The following is a 12,869-nucleotide window of genomic DNA, read 5'->3' as shown; positions in this document are numbered from 1 at the left end:
AACGGCCGGGATTACGCTCTATTACCATTAAGATTTCGTTCCGGCTGATTGACTGCAGCCAGTCAGCTGTTTCGATCCGCCACGAAGCTGGCTGCAGCCTTCAGCATCGCTGCCTGCTCGCCGAATGGCTCGAGCAATGCGTGAGCCTGCCCAACAAGACCGTTCAGCTGGTTTCGCGCCCAGGCTTCTCCGTGCAGCGCAACCAACGTGCCCTTGCCCGCGGCCGCGTCCTTGCCCGTGGCCTTGCCCATGGTGCCGGCATCGGCAGTCAGGTCGAGGAGGTCGTCGGCAAGCTGAAAGGCAAGGCCGATGGCGGAGCCGAACTCCGCCATCCTCTCGCGATCGGTGGCGGAAGCACCGCTCAGGATCGCGCCGGCCTCGCATGCGAAACGGATCAGAGCGCCTGTTTTCATCGCCTGCAGGCGGATGATGCCAGCCTCATCGGGAGCGGATTTCTCCGCCTCGATGTCGAGCATCTGGCCACCGACCATGCCGCCGGCTCCGGCTGCGCGCGCCAGCGCCAGCACCAGGGTGGCGCGGCGATCGGCAGGCAGGCCAAGTGCTTCGTCCGCCAATGTATCGAAGGCAAGCGTCAGCAATGCGTCGCCGGCCAGAATCGCGGTCGCCTCGTCAAAAGCCTTGTGGACGGTCGGCTGGCCGCGGCGCAGGTCATCATCGTCCATGCACGGCAGATCATCGTGGATAAGAGAATAGCAATGGACGCATTCGAGCGTCGCGGCCACGGTCAGGGCCGGCGCTTCGTCATGGTCAGGGGCCAGCATTGCCGCACTTTCCAGAACGAGGAAGGGGCGCAGACGCTTGCCGCCATTCAAGACCCCATGGCGCATCGCCGAAAGCAGGCGCTGTGGGCGAACGATCTCCCCGGACAGAGACCGGCCATCGAGCAGTGCGCGCAACCGCGCCTCGACCTGTTCGGCGCGCACAAGCAGGGCTGCCTCGAAGGGAATATCGGTATCCATTGCCATGGCGGCGAGCGGTAGCCGACAGTCAGACATTGCGCAAGAAGCCAAGCGCCTTTATGCGAAGGGGGAACTGTGACTGGATTGGGCGGGTGGCAGAGCCGATCATCGATCACGAGACCGAAGGGTTGGACATGGCGTCGCGACCGAGGGGCAGACGCGGTGGTTACCGGGGTTGGCTGCAGCGGGCGTTGCGTATTGCCATCGTGCTGGCCATCGTTCCGGCGGTACTGACCTTTCTTTATATGCCTTCCTTCGTGCATCCGGTGTCGACACTGATGCTGAAGGATCTTGTCACCTTCTCCGGCTACGATCGGCGCTGGGTATCGATCGACGATGTGGCGCCCGTGCTGGCCAACTCCGTCATCATGTCGGAGGACGGCCAGTTCTGTTTCCACAGAGGCGTCGATCTGGGCGAGCTCAAAGGCGTCGTCGACGATGCCATGTCGGGCGAGATCACGCGCGGCGCCTCGACCATCACCATGCAGACGGTGAAGAACCTGTTTTTATGGTCACGGCCGCTGGGCACCGTGCGCAAGGTGATCGAGCTGCCGCTCGCGGTCTATTTCGACGCGCTGATGTCGAAGCGGCGCATCATGGAAATCTACCTCAACATCGCGGAATGGGGGCCTGGCATCTACGGCATCGAGGCGGCAGCGCGCTATCATTTCGGCGTTTCCGCCAAGAACCTTTCGCGCCGGCAGGCCGCGCTGCTGGCCGTCGCCCTGCCCAATCCGATCACGCGCGATCCCGGCAAACCCGGCCCGGGCTTGAGGCGGCTGGCCTCGTTGATCGAACGCCGGGCATCGCGTTCGGGCGCGTATGTCGGCTGTGTGAATTGAGGCGACTTCGAAGGGCCATCCACTGAACTTGGATCAAGGTCTCGCCTGATGAATGGCTGGCCATCGGCGGGTGGACGCGATAGTTCTTCGAAATCGCCTGAGCCGGGTCAAAAAAAGTCGCGGCAACACTGGCCAAAAGGCGATCAGCCGTGTATAGGCACGCCACTTTCTTCTAGAACTCGGCTGTACGCGGCCCTTTCACGAGGGCGTTGCGGGCCATTGACCGATCGAATGGAGCATATCCATGGCTGTGCCGAAACGAAAAACCTCCCCGTCCAAGCGCGGCATGCGCCGTTCTGCTGACGCACTGAAGGCCCCGACCTATGTCGAGGACAAGAATTCCGGCGAAATGCGCCGCCCGCACCACGTCGACCTGAAGACCGGCATGTATCGTGGCCGCCAGGTCCTGGAGCCGAAGGAAAGCTAAGCAGCTCTCCTCTGTGGGACGAATGAAAAGACCGGCCACTGGCCGGTCTTTTTGTGTTTGTGCTGAGGGAGAGGCTGTTCAGCCGGCGTCCGCGGCGAGGCCGGCCGTTTCGATGCCGGCGATAGCGGCAATCTCGTCATTGTCGGAGGTGTCGCCTGAAATGCCGACGGCGCCGATCACCGTGCCCGCGCTGTCGCGGATCAGAACGCCGCCGACTACCGGCAGGATCTTGCCACCCGACAGATCCGAGACGCCGGCCGTCAGGTGCGGCCGCTCCTTGGCGATCGCCTCGACGCGGCGACCGCCCATGCCGACCGAGAGCGCCGCATAGGCTTTGCCCGAGGACATCTGCGGACGCAGGAAGGAAGCGCCGTCCTGGCGCTGGAAGGCAACGAGGTGGCCACCGGCGTCGAGAACGGACACGCCAAGCGGTTTCAGCTCCAATGCAGCTGCCTTGGCGAAAGCGCCGGCGATGATCTGATTGGCCTTGTCGATCGGAAAACTGGTCATAGACGACGCTCCTGCGGTCAACGGAATGGCTCGGCACAACGATTGCCGATGCCATTGTGATCTTCCGATCCGGAGATTTTGCGGGCAAGCGGCCATCCGCTTGAAACTGCTTCGCGCCGCTTCGACGTCCCGCAATGGTTGGTCGAGCCTAAAGCGTTTCCGTTTTTCAACGGAAACGCGGAAACGCTCTAACTTCTGTTTTGACGCAATTCCGGACGGAAAACCGCTACGCACTTTTCCTGGAATTGCTCTAGGAAGCCTTGCGCGCCTGTGCGTCGACGACAGCCTGATAGGCCGCCTGAAGTTTGGCGCGTACCGTGGCGTCGGCGGGCTTGGGCGTGCCGATACCCAGATGTTCGAACCGCAGTTCGTCCATGAAATCCTGCCACAGGGACGGGCCGCCTTCCTCCAGAAGTTTCGCGCGGATGGACAAGTCCTCGGTGACAGGCAGCCAGACACGCCCCCATGCGCCGAGCTGCGCCATGATCGGCACCAGCGTGATCGACATTTCAGTCAAGCTGTAGATTGCTTTCTGCTTGTGGGTCGGGTCATCGGCCTTGGTCAGCATGCCGAGTTCCACCAGCCGCTTCAGCCGGTCGGCGAGGATGTTGGAGGCAATGCCTTCCATCGAATGGTTCAGCAATTCCCGGAAATGCCGCCTGCCGCCGAAGATCATGTCGCGCAGGATGATGAGGCTCCAACGATCGCCGAAGACTTCCAGCGAAAGATTGATCGGGCAGCCGGAGCGGCGGTCGAGTGTCATGGATGCATCCCACCAAAAAACCGGTTGCATTATAGGATCGGTTTTATTATGGTTCAACCAATTCCAAAATGCAAGCAGTTTGGAGGATGGCATGCAGCTTGAGATTTCTCGTCCCGGCGACATCCGGATTGCGACGCAAACCTTTGGTGAGAAGCGTAATCCATCCGTGCTTCTGGTCATGGGCGCCATGGCCTCGATGCTGTGGTGGCCGGACGATTTCTGCCAGGCTCTGGCGGAAAAGGGGCTGCATGTGGTTCGCTACGACAACCGCGACACCGGACTTTCCACCAAATATCCGCCAGGCAAACCCACCTATGCATTCGGCGATATGGTTGACGATGCCGTCGCCGTGCTCGATGGCCATGAGGTCGGCAAGGCGCATGTCGTTGGCATGTCGATGGGCGGCATGCTCGCGCAGATGCTGGCGCTGCGATATCCGGCGCGCATTGCGTCCCTTTCCACGATCAGCACGTCACCGGTCGGTATCGATACATCGAAGCTTCCGGGAATGACGGCCGCCTATCAGGCGCATTCGGCTACGGGCGGCGATGTGGATTGGTCGAACAGGGCTCAGGTGATCGAGTTCATGATCGAGGACAGCCGTATGCTGGCAAGCACGGCCCATCCGTTCGATGCCGCTCGGCTGCGCGGCTTCGTCAGCCGTGACTACGACAGGGCAGGCGGCCTGGCGAGTGCGACCAATCATTTCATGCTGGTGGATGGCACTGCCAACGAAAGCATTCGCGATCTCTCGGCGCCGCTTCTGGTCATCCACGGCACCGCGGACCCTATCTTTCCTGTCGAACACGGCAAGGCCCTCGCGTCGGCCGTGCCGGGTAGCCGGCTGGTCGAAGTGTCCGGTGGCGGGCATGAATTGCACCGTGAAGATTGGCCAATCATGATCGACGCCATTGCGGAGCACGTCCGAACGGCGGTTGAAGCCTAGAGCAATTCCAGGAAAAGTGCGTAACGGTTTTCCGTCCGGAATTGCGTAAAAACAAAGAGTTAGAGCGTTTCCGCGTTTCCGTGAAAAACGGAAACGCTCTAAAGAAAAAAGCCCGTGAAAACTGCAGCTGGACGACCACCGGCTACAAAGTTCTTGGTGGCCCGTGTATTCGGCTTGGTTTCACTCTTCCCAGAACTGGTCGAGCCAAAGATTCAGCCGGAAGAAGCCACCATTGGAAACGGCGTAGATTCGCCTCGTGCCATCGGCCTTGGCGCTGACCAGGCCAGCCTCGAGCAAAACCTTGAGATGCTGGGAAACTGCAGGCCTGGAAACGGGCAGGCCCGAGGCCAACTCGTTGACTGTTTTGGGACCTCGTCTCAATTCTTCCAGAAGATAACGCCGGTTGGGATCAGCAATGGCGACGAAAGCATCGGAAAGCATCATGCCCCATTTGTGAGGCAAGTTGCAGTAAATCTCAACAGGAAACGTTTAGGTTGTTTCAGGTTTCGTGCGAGGATCCAAACGAACCGCTTCCGGCGTTACCGCGCGCTCCGACGGCTGGGTCTTGAAGGCTTCGCGCTCTTCGACCGGCACCGGTGCCCGGCGGCTGATGCGCAGCGCCGTATAGCCCGCAAGAGCGAGATGCGCGAAGGCCGTTGCCAGGAACAGCCCTTCCGGTCGGATCCAACCCATCAGGGCTGCCGCCAGCAGTGGCCCGATCATCGTGCCGAAGCCGTAGAGCAGCAGCAGTCCGCCGGAAACCTTGACGAATTCCTCGGGGGAAGCGTGATCGTTGGCGTGGGCTACGGCGATGGAATAGAGCGTATAAGCGAAAGCGCCATAGGCGGCTGCGAAGATGATAACCAGTGTGCCGGAGCGGAATTCGAACAGGAACATCACAAGGGCGCAAAGGGCGGCACCGACGGCCGCCGCCGCCAGCACATAGCGGCGGTCGGTGCGGTCGGAGATGCGTCCGGCCGGGATCTGCATAGCGGCGCCGGCCACGACGACGAGGCTCATCATCAGCGCGATCTGCGCCGTTGAAATGCCGATGCGTGCGCCATAGACCGCGCCCAGCGTGCCCCATGCGCCGTTGGCGACGCCGATGAGCACGCAGGCCACCGCCGATACCGGCGAGTTGGAATAAAGGCCTTTGAGGTCGAGCTTCACATCCTGTAGCGGTTTCGGGTGCGAAGCGCTGGAGACCGCGGTCGGGATCAGCGAAAGGCAGAAGAAGATGCCGGTGATCATGAACAACGAGGCCGATTTCACGTCGCCACCGGCCACGATCATCTGCCCGCCCATGATCGAGGCATAGGTGACCATCATATAGAGACCGAAGACGGTGCCACGGTTTTCGTTGGTGGCTTTCTCGTTCAGCCAGCTCTCGATGACCATGAAAGCGCCTGCCATGGTGAAGCCGGTGAAGGCGCGCAGCGCGATCCAGGTATATTCGTCGATCAGAAGGCCGGTGAGCAGTGCGATAATGGCGCCTACCGAGGCAAAGGTGCTGAAGGCCCGCACATGGCCTGCACGGCGTACCAGACGCGGCGCGAAGAAGCAGCCGGCGACGAAGCCGCCCGCCCAGGCGGTGCCCATCAGACCGAGCGATGCGGTCGAGAACCCTTCGACCTGGCCGCGCAACGGCAGCAACAGGCCATGCAGACCAGAGGCGGCAAGCAAGAACGCGGTGCCACGAAGCAGGGACAGGATCGGTCGGTAGGCTGCGAACATCAGGTCGGTCCGGTGCGCGAATCAGGCGAGGCCAGTGGGGACGATGTTTTCAGGCATTTTGGCGGCACGGTGCCGCCGTTTGCGACCATCAACGGCGAAACAGCGCCTCGGCGGCGGACTTGGTCGCGCCTTTCTGCACGAGTTCTGCTTCCAGCCGTGCGATCTCGGTGCGCAGGAGGTCGATGCGTTCGGTGAGTTCGCCCACCGAAAGCAGCGCGAGATCCTGGCCGATCTCATGGGTGCGTACCTTCTTTGCGGGTTCGTCGTCGAAGATCGCCATCGTCGCTCCTCCGTTGTTTTGCGGTTTGCCTGACCCGCCAATCCGCATACATAGAAAAGCATATATGGGGCAGGGGGCAAAATCATCCCGCCGAACGAGCGGAGCAAATTGGTAAGGAACATGGTGAACGGACAGAAAATCCCGGAGAAGATGACAGCGGTCGCAATATCGACCCCCGGCGGACCTCTGGTGTTGAAGCCGGAGAAGCGCGACGTGCCGACGCCCGGGGCCGGCGAAATCCTGATCCGTGTCCATGCTGCCGGCGTCAACCGGCCTGATGTGATGCAGCGCAAGGGCGCCTATCCGGCGCCGCTGGGAGCATCCGACTTGCCGGGGCTGGAGGTCGCGGGTGAAGTCGCGGCGTTGGGCGAGGGGGCTACGCGCTGGCGTGTCGGCGACCAGGTCTGTGCGCTGACGCCGGGTGGCGGCTATGCCGAATATGTCAAGGTTCACGCTTCCAACGCGCTGCCGCTGCCGGCGGGTTTCACCTATACGGAAGCCGCGGCCGTGCCGGAAACCTACTTCACCGTCTGGCACAATGTATTCGAACGCGGTGCATTGAAGGCCGGCGAGACGGTGCTCATCCATGGCGGCGCATCTGGCATCGGCACCACCGCTATCCAGCTCGCCTCGGCGCTAGGTTCCTATGTGATCGCGACCGCCGGCAGTGCTGAGAAATGCGAAGCGTGCCTGAAGCTTGGCGCTGATCGGGCCGTGAACTATCGGGAGGAAGATTTCGTCAAGGCGGTCAAGGAAGCGACCGATGGCAGGGGTGCCAATGTCATCCTGGATATGGTCGGCGGAGACTATATCGGACGCAACTACGATGCCGCGGCCGTCGAGGGGCGTATCGTGCAGATCGCCACACAGACCGGCGCAGTCGCTTCGGCTGATTTCTCCAAGCTGATGGTCAAGCGGCTTGTCCATACCGGCTCGACACTCAGGCCGCGCACGGTGGAATTCAAGGGCGCCGTGGCAGCGGCGCTGGAAACGCAGGTCTGGCCGCTGCTCGCAACCCGTCGCGTGGCGCCGGTGATGGACATGATCTTCCCCCTCAAGGAAGCCTGGCGCGCGCATGAGCGCATGGAAGAAGGGGACAATATCGGCAAGATCGTGCTCGACGTCGGGTGAGGCGCAGCCAGGGGCCGGCTGCTTCGAATCTCGAACATTCTGCTAGAGCGGATATTCCGCTCTATCTCTTTGTCGGAGCATGATCTTTTCCGAAAACCGGTTCCCACTTTTCGGGATCATGCTCTTTCGCGTGTTCGACCTTCGGCATGACCCGATAGGCGCAGCGGCGCGCGCCGGCCAGGATGTGGTCCAACCGTTCGACAACGGCATCTGGGCCGATCACGTCCTGGAAGACGGCGAGTTCCGATCGGCAGAAATTCTGGCAGGCGAGGGCTGCGGCGCAGATCGGGCAATGGTTCTCGATCAGCATGAACGCGCCGTCCTCCTCGCGCCATTCGGCCATGTAGCCTTCACGCGAGCGAATCTCGGCCAGCTTCGCAACACGCTCCTTCAGGCTGTCGATGCCATCCATCTCACGCCGGTAATTCGCCAGCGTTTCTATCTCGCGCGCGTCGATCAGCCTGTCGAGACCTGCAGGCCCGAACGTGGTTCGCACGGCGCGCAGCAATTGCACCGTCAATTCGGCGTGCGTGTCCGGGAAACGCGCGTTGCCGGCTTCGGTAAGCTGCCAAAGCTGAACCGGGCGGCCGACGCCGCGTGCTTCGGCACGCGCTTCAGCAAGCCCCTCCGCTGCCAGCTTGCCGAGCTGTTGGCGGGCGTTTTCCCCGGTGGTGCCCAAGGCCTTGCCAAGGTCGGCGGCCGTCTGCGGACCGCGAGTCTTCAACAGCGTCAGCAGCCGATCCGCCGCCGGGCGCGGCAGATGGTTTCTTTTTTCCAAGTCATTGCTTGACATATTCGGCATGGGCTCAATATTAAACCAAGTCTTCTCTTTGAAAATAGTCAACGTCGAAGGCCTGCGCAAGCTCGCTTCGTCAGAGGATCCTCCATGTCCCAAGAACAGGAAACAGGCTGGGGTGCTTTGCTCTCCGGCTCGAATGCCGTCCGTACGCTGGCGCTTGCCGGCGGCGTCGCGCTTCACGCCATCAATGTCTATGTCGCCACCACCATTCTGCCCTCGGTGGTCAAGGACATCGGCGGCATCGACTACTATGCCTGGAACACCACGATTTTCGTCGCCACGTCCATCCTGGGCTCCGCCCTTTCGGCAAAACTGCTTGGTGTCGCCGGACCACGCGGCGCTTATCTGGTGGCCGCGCTCATCTTCGCTGCGGGCACCTTGTTCTGTGGCTTCGCGTCGTCCATGCCGGCGTTGCTTGCCGGCCGTGCCGTACAGGGTTTCGGCGGTGGATTTCTGTTCGCGCTTTCCTACGCGATGATCCGCATCGTCTTCCCGGAAACACTGTGGCCACGCGCCATGGGGCTGGTGTCGGGCATGTGGGGCGTGGCGACGCTGGTTGGCCCGGCCATTGGCGGTATTTTCGCCGAATACGGTGTCTGGCGGGCGGCCTTCTGGTCGCTGGCGCCGATCGCCATCGTGTTTGCCGTGCTGGCGGTTGCCGTGCTGCCCGGACAAAACCCCGACAGGAATGAGCGTTCGACGGTACCGGTCCTGCAGTTGGCACTTCTGCTTGGCGCCGTGCTCGCGGTTTCGGCCGGCAGCGTGTCACCAGATCCCATCTACAATCTCTTCGGTCTCGGCGGGGCCGTCGTGCTCATTGCCCTGCTGATCGGCGCCGAGAGCCGAGCGCGCAACCGGCTTCTGCCGCGCGGCTCATTCCGTCCCACAACGGCATTGGGTGCGCTTTTCGCCACCATGGCGTTGCTCGGCGTCACCGTGACCGGTTCGGAAATCTTCGTCCCGCTATTCCTGCAGGTGCTCTATGAGCAGACGCCGCTGATCGCCGGGTATCTGGCAGCCATCATGTCGGCTGGCTGGACAATCGGCTCGTTGTGGAGCTCGGGCGCGCAAGGCAAAGGCATTGACCGGGCAATCTTCGCTGCACCCTTGTTCAGCTTTACCGGGATGGCGGCACTTGCGGTGCTCTTCCCGCTCGGCAACGGCCATGATTGGCTGATGCTGGCGTCGGTCTGCGTTGCCTTTGCCGCCATCGGCCTCGGCGTCGGAATTGCCTGGCCGCATATCCTGACGCGCATCTTCAAGGCTGCACCCGCGGACGAACAGGATATCACATCGGCCTCGATCTCCACTGTCACGCTGTTTGCAACGGCTTTCGGTGCGGCGCTGGCCGGCATGGTGGCCAATCTCGGCGGACTGCTCGATCCCGGCGGCGTGGCTGGCACGGCGAGCGCTTCGCGCTGGCTGTTCGGCCTGTTCGCACTGGCACCGCTCGCCTGCTTCATCACGGTCCGGCAGGTCGCGCGTACATGCCCCGTGAAGAGGCCCGTCGCGGTGGAGCCGGAGGCCGCCTGAGCCACTCATCGCCGAATGCTTAACGCCAGGGCTGGCAACGGCTCGGGCGTTTTCTTTTTGGTAATGCTGCAATGCAGCAAAGCATTGCTGCCATGCAAAAGCGTCTGTTCAACAAATGAGCAGTAATGCCTATTTGAGCGCCATACAGAGATTGTGAAACTTAGGAGGGACAGATGAACCTGATCCGCAGCTACAAGAATTGGCGCCGTTACAACCAGACCGTTCGCGAACTGAGCCGTCTCAACAACCGCGAACTGGATGACCTCGGCATCAGCCGCTCTGACATCGAACGGGTCGCTCGCGCGGCCATCTAAGCAGAGCCGACGCCTGGCGCGATTTATCGCGCCGCCGGTTCCGAGCCCGCTGGACTCCGTCCGGCGGGTTTTGTTTTTGGGGGTTGGCCTTTCGGCCTCCAACCCTTTGACGAAAATGGCCACGGCGGTGATGCCGTGGCCATTTTTTGCTCGGGCGGGAGGTCACCCGGGGCAGGGAACTCAAGCGGTTCACCGGTTCAGGGAACGGGCGCCCGCTCTATCTCTTGGTTTGACGCAATTGCGGGCGGAAAACCGCTACGCACTTTTCCTGGAATTGCTCAGTTGGTCTTGACGCTGTTGCCAAGATTCAGGAACAGGGTTTCGCCGGAGGAGTCGTCGACGCCGTCATTGTCGGTCACGACATAGGCATTGCCCTGCTTGTCGATGGTGAAGCCCTCGACCTTGTCGACGACATAGCCGTTGGTGGCCGACTTCAGGTCGGGTAGCAGGTCACGCACCAGCGTTTTTTCCACGACCGGCAACTCGCCGCCGAGTTTCGCCGGCTTGAAGCCTTCGAGTGCGACGCTGTAGATGCGCTTCACCTTGGCTTCCGAGCCGATCAGATTGTCACGCTCGATGACGTAGAGCCTGCCGTCATGGGCCGTGACCTCCGAAAGGCCCATCCAGCCCTTTTCGGCCTTTTCCAGTGGATAGCGCACGGCCGACCATTCCTTGGCCTTTGGCTTGTAAGCGAGCAGCTTCACCTGGCCCTTCGGATCGTCCTTCCATTCGCGCTGGACAGCGGCGACCAGGGTAAGATCGTCGCCTTCGCCGATGGTGGTGATGCCTTCGAGGCCGAAGCGGGTCTCGTTGGACAGCAGTTCCGCCGGGAAGGCGATCTCCTGCTTGATCTCGCCCTTGTCGTCGACGCGGTAGATGGCATGCGGCACCAGCTTCTCGCTGTTGCCCTCCGACGCCAGCCAGAAACCACCCTTGCCGTCGGGCGCAATGCCTTCGAGGTCCAGTTTCTGCGCGGGGCTGCCATTGCGGGTGACGACGATCTTGCCGGTGATCTTCGCCGGTGTCTGGGTCGCATCGATCGTGTAGATCGCAGGCTGGTTGCCGTAGACCGAATCCGAAACCGCATAGAGCTTGCCGGCGGTTTCCGGATCGGCAGCGAGACCGGACAGTGCGCCCCAGCCGAGCGGCACGCCCTTGTCGGTCAGATCGGCGGCGATCATCGGATAGGCAGGGTTGCCCTCGGCGCGTTCGAAAACCATGACGTGCGAGCGGGCGAGACCGTCTTCGCCGAGGTCGGTTTCATTGGCCGTGACGAAGAGGTTGCGCGCCGGGATGGCAAGCAGTCCCTCAGGGCCGATGCCGGAAGGCAGTGCCTGCAGGAATTTCGGCTCGGCGCCGGTGTCCTGGTAGACGCCGACCAGCGAAGCTCGCTCGGAGCCGACGAACAGCAGCTTGCTGTCGCCATAGGCGCCGACTTCGACGCCTTCCGGCTCGATGCCCTTCTTATTGCGATGCTCCGGATAGTGGCCGAGATTGGCGGCTTCGTATTCGAAGCTCGGGCCGGATTCGTAGAGCACTTCGCCTTTCTTCGAGAAGATGGTGAAGCCGCGCGAGCCGCCTTTCCAGTCGCCTTCGTTGGCGGTGACGAGCCGGTCATTGTCCAGCCACTTCACCGCATCCGGTTCACGCTTCTGGTTTTCGACCTTGCCGGAGAAGTTGAACGCGCCGTCCTTCTTGGTGTCGACATTTTCCAGCGTGACCGAGCCAGCCGAGAAATGCGAGACGACCTTGGCTGTTGCCGCATCGACGATGACGATGTGGTTGTTTTCCTGCAGCGTCAGCGCGATCTCGCCAGCCTCGTTGAAAGCAACGAATTCCGGCTCCGCGTCGTCCGGCGCGATCTCGGAGAGGCCAGTGACTTCCACCGTCTTGATGCCGGCGCAATCCGGCACGCCAGCGGCTACCGGCACGATCTTGAGATTGCCGGAGGGCAGTTGCGGCAGCGCGCCTTCGTTGAGTTCCTCGTCGCGTTCATTCTCGATGGCGACAGCCAGGAACTTGCCGTCCTTGCTCAGCGCCACGGAATCGGGCTGACCGCCGAGATCGCAGCTCGCCTCGATCTTCTTCGAGGCAATGTCAACGACCGTCAGGTTGCCTGAAGGCTCAGCCTTGCTCTTGGAGGTATTTACGCCAGCCAGAACCTTGCCGCCGGCCACGGTGACGGAAGTCGGCTCGCCATCGATCTTGACGAGACCTCCGGCCTTCGGCGCCTTGGGATCGGTGATGTCGACAAAGCCGACTGCGCCGTAGGGACTGTCGGAGTAGACCAGTGTGTTACCATCTTCGGTCGCGGTGATGATTTCAGCCGAGGTCTTCGCTTTCTTGTCGGCGTCGGCAGGCAGGTTTTCGGCGACGGCGAAAGTGGCGATGCGGTTGAAGGCCTGGTCGGCATGTGCGGGCAGAGCAGCCGAGGCGGCGAGCGCGGCGGTCAGCGCCAAAAGGATGGAAGAGCGTGACATCGTTGATCTCTCGGAGAATGTGGGAACCGTTCTCCCATGAGCGAGCCACATTTCAGCGGCATGACGGAAACATGAAGCTTCGATGACAATCGAGGCTGGCGGTACTTTGCCGTTGCTCGGCGATTTCCAA

At 61.8% G+C, this 12,869-nt stretch carries 14 protein-coding genes; 6 read left to right on the top strand and 8 right to left on the bottom strand.

What is annotated here, in order from left to right; all coding sequences use genetic code 11:
• Positions 1–62: 62 nt before the first annotated feature.
• Positions 63–980, bottom strand: a complete 918-nt coding sequence (locus ACFWXH_RS17925; RefSeq protein WP_379123286.1) for a polyprenyl synthetase family protein — start codon at positions 978–980, stop codon at positions 63–65.
• An 83-nt stretch (positions 981–1,063) separates the two neighbouring features.
• Between ACFWXH_RS17925 and ACFWXH_RS17920 the strand changes: the two genes are divergently transcribed.
• Positions 1,064–1,822, top strand: a complete 759-nt coding sequence (locus ACFWXH_RS17920) for a transglycosylase domain-containing protein (RefSeq protein WP_379123285.1) — start codon at positions 1,064–1,066, stop codon at positions 1,820–1,822.
• Between the two features lie 244 nt (positions 1,823–2,066).
• Positions 2,067–2,249 (top strand): 50S ribosomal protein L32, encoded by a 183-nt coding sequence (rpmF, locus tag ACFWXH_RS17915; RefSeq protein ID WP_054313720.1) that lies wholly within the window; start codon positions 2,067–2,069, stop codon positions 2,247–2,249.
• Between the two features lie 78 nt (positions 2,250–2,327).
• Here the strand turns inward: rpmF and ACFWXH_RS17910 are convergent, their stop codons facing one another.
• Positions 2,328–2,759, bottom strand: a complete 432-nt coding sequence (locus ACFWXH_RS17910; protein WP_379122474.1) for a heme-binding protein — start codon at positions 2,757–2,759, stop codon at positions 2,328–2,330.
• Positions 2,760–3,009: 250 nt separating this feature from the next.
• A complete protein-coding gene (locus ACFWXH_RS17905; RefSeq protein WP_379122472.1) occupies positions 3,010–3,522 on the bottom strand; it encodes a winged helix-turn-helix transcriptional regulator in 513 nt (170 codons plus the stop codon).
• A gap of 91 nt (positions 3,523–3,613) precedes the next feature.
• Between ACFWXH_RS17905 and ACFWXH_RS17900 the strand changes: the two genes are divergently transcribed.
• The gene (locus ACFWXH_RS17900; protein ID WP_379122470.1) at positions 3,614–4,468 is read left to right on the top strand and encodes an alpha/beta fold hydrolase; all 855 of its coding nucleotides are present in this window, start codon (positions 3,614–3,616) and stop codon (positions 4,466–4,468) included.
• 180 nt (positions 4,469–4,648) lie between these two features.
• Here the strand turns inward: ACFWXH_RS17900 and ACFWXH_RS17895 are convergent, their stop codons facing one another.
• The 3 genes from ACFWXH_RS17895 to ACFWXH_RS17885 form a co-directional block, all read right to left on the bottom strand.
• On the bottom strand, positions 4,649–4,912 hold the full coding sequence (locus tag ACFWXH_RS17895; RefSeq protein WP_379122468.1) for an ArsR/SmtB family transcription factor: 264 nt from the start codon (positions 4,910–4,912) through the stop codon (positions 4,649–4,651).
• A gap of 45 nt (positions 4,913–4,957) precedes the next feature.
• A complete protein-coding gene (locus tag ACFWXH_RS17890) occupies positions 4,958–6,202 on the bottom strand; it encodes an MFS transporter (protein ID WP_054313715.1) in 1,245 nt (414 codons plus the stop codon).
• 88 nt (positions 6,203–6,290) lie between these two features.
• Positions 6,291–6,482, bottom strand: a complete 192-nt coding sequence (locus ACFWXH_RS17885) for a DUF1192 domain-containing protein (protein ID WP_379122466.1) — start codon at positions 6,480–6,482, stop codon at positions 6,291–6,293.
• Positions 6,483–6,602: 120 nt separating this feature from the next.
• On the opposite strand from ACFWXH_RS17885, the gene ACFWXH_RS17880 reads away from it, so the two are divergent.
• Positions 6,603–7,613 (top strand): NAD(P)H-quinone oxidoreductase, encoded by a 1,011-nt coding sequence (locus tag ACFWXH_RS17880; protein ID WP_379122464.1) that lies wholly within the window; start codon positions 6,603–6,605, stop codon positions 7,611–7,613.
• A 61-nt stretch (positions 7,614–7,674) separates the two neighbouring features.
• Here ACFWXH_RS17880 and ACFWXH_RS17875 read toward each other — a convergent pair whose 3' ends face one another.
• Positions 7,675–8,406, bottom strand: a complete 732-nt coding sequence (locus ACFWXH_RS17875; protein WP_379123284.1) for a helix-turn-helix transcriptional regulator — start codon at positions 8,404–8,406, stop codon at positions 7,675–7,677.
• A gap of 93 nt (positions 8,407–8,499) precedes the next feature.
• On the opposite strand from ACFWXH_RS17875, the gene ACFWXH_RS17870 reads away from it, so the two are divergent.
• Together ACFWXH_RS17870 and ACFWXH_RS17865 are read left to right on the top strand one after the other, a co-directional pair.
• Entirely contained in the window at positions 8,500–9,945 is a 1,446-nt protein-coding gene (locus tag ACFWXH_RS17870; protein WP_379122462.1) for an MFS transporter, read from the top strand.
• Between the two features lie 173 nt (positions 9,946–10,118).
• Positions 10,119–10,259, top strand: a complete 141-nt coding sequence (locus ACFWXH_RS17865) for a DUF1127 domain-containing protein (RefSeq protein WP_082407659.1) — start codon at positions 10,119–10,121, stop codon at positions 10,257–10,259.
• A gap of 278 nt (positions 10,260–10,537) precedes the next feature.
• Here ACFWXH_RS17865 and ACFWXH_RS17860 read toward each other — a convergent pair whose 3' ends face one another.
• The gene (locus ACFWXH_RS17860) at positions 10,538–12,739 is read right to left on the bottom strand and encodes an esterase-like activity of phytase family protein (protein ID WP_379122460.1); all 2,202 of its coding nucleotides are present in this window, start codon (positions 12,737–12,739) and stop codon (positions 10,538–10,540) included.
• Positions 12,740–12,869 lie beyond the last annotated feature (130 nt).

This window comes from Mesorhizobium sp. NPDC059054 (assembly GCF_042739215.1).
In the GTDB taxonomy this organism is placed as follows: Bacteria; Pseudomonadota; Alphaproteobacteria; order Rhizobiales; family Rhizobiaceae; genus Mesorhizobium.
The sequence above is the reverse complement of the archived record's forward strand: the minus strand, read 5'-3'. Positions and strand labels throughout refer to the sequence as shown.

Bases quoted from the DNA above. Each gene is read 5' to 3' on its own strand.
- ACFWXH_RS17895 (WP_379122468.1), bottom strand. From the start codon at position 4,912: ATGATGCTTTCCGATGCTTTCGTCGCCATTGCTGATCCCAACCGGCGT.
- ACFWXH_RS17865 (WP_082407659.1), top strand. From the start codon at position 10,119: ATGAACCTGATCCGCAGCTACAAGAATTGGCGCCGTTACAACCAGACC.
- ACFWXH_RS17890 (WP_054313715.1), bottom strand. From the start codon at position 6,202: ATGTTCGCAGCCTACCGACCGATCCTGTCCCTGCTTCGTGGCACCGCG.
- ACFWXH_RS17910 (WP_379122474.1), bottom strand. From the start codon at position 2,759: ATGACCAGTTTTCCGATCGACAAGGCCAATCAGATCATCGCCGGCGCT.
- ACFWXH_RS17885 (WP_379122466.1), bottom strand. From the start codon at position 6,482: ATGGCGATCTTCGACGACGAACCCGCAAAGAAGGTACGCACCCATGAG.
- ACFWXH_RS17925 (WP_379123286.1), bottom strand. From the start codon at position 980: ATGGATACCGATATTCCCTTCGAGGCAGCCCTGCTTGTGCGCGCCGAA.
- ACFWXH_RS17875 (WP_379123284.1), bottom strand. From the start codon at position 8,406: ATGTCAAGCAATGACTTGGAAAAAAGAAACCATCTGCCGCGCCCGGCG.
- ACFWXH_RS17900 (WP_379122470.1), top strand. From the start codon at position 3,614: ATGCAGCTTGAGATTTCTCGTCCCGGCGACATCCGGATTGCGACGCAA.
- ACFWXH_RS17860 (WP_379122460.1), bottom strand. From the start codon at position 12,739: ATGTCACGCTCTTCCATCCTTTTGGCGCTGACCGCCGCGCTCGCCGCC.
- ACFWXH_RS17870 (WP_379122462.1), top strand. From the start codon at position 8,500: ATGTCCCAAGAACAGGAAACAGGCTGGGGTGCTTTGCTCTCCGGCTCG.
- rpmF (WP_054313720.1), top strand. From the start codon at position 2,067: ATGGCTGTGCCGAAACGAAAAACCTCCCCGTCCAAGCGCGGCATGCGC.
- ACFWXH_RS17880 (WP_379122464.1), top strand. From the start codon at position 6,603: ATGGTGAACGGACAGAAAATCCCGGAGAAGATGACAGCGGTCGCAATA.
- ACFWXH_RS17905 (WP_379122472.1), bottom strand. From the start codon at position 3,522: ATGACACTCGACCGCCGCTCCGGCTGCCCGATCAATCTTTCGCTGGAA.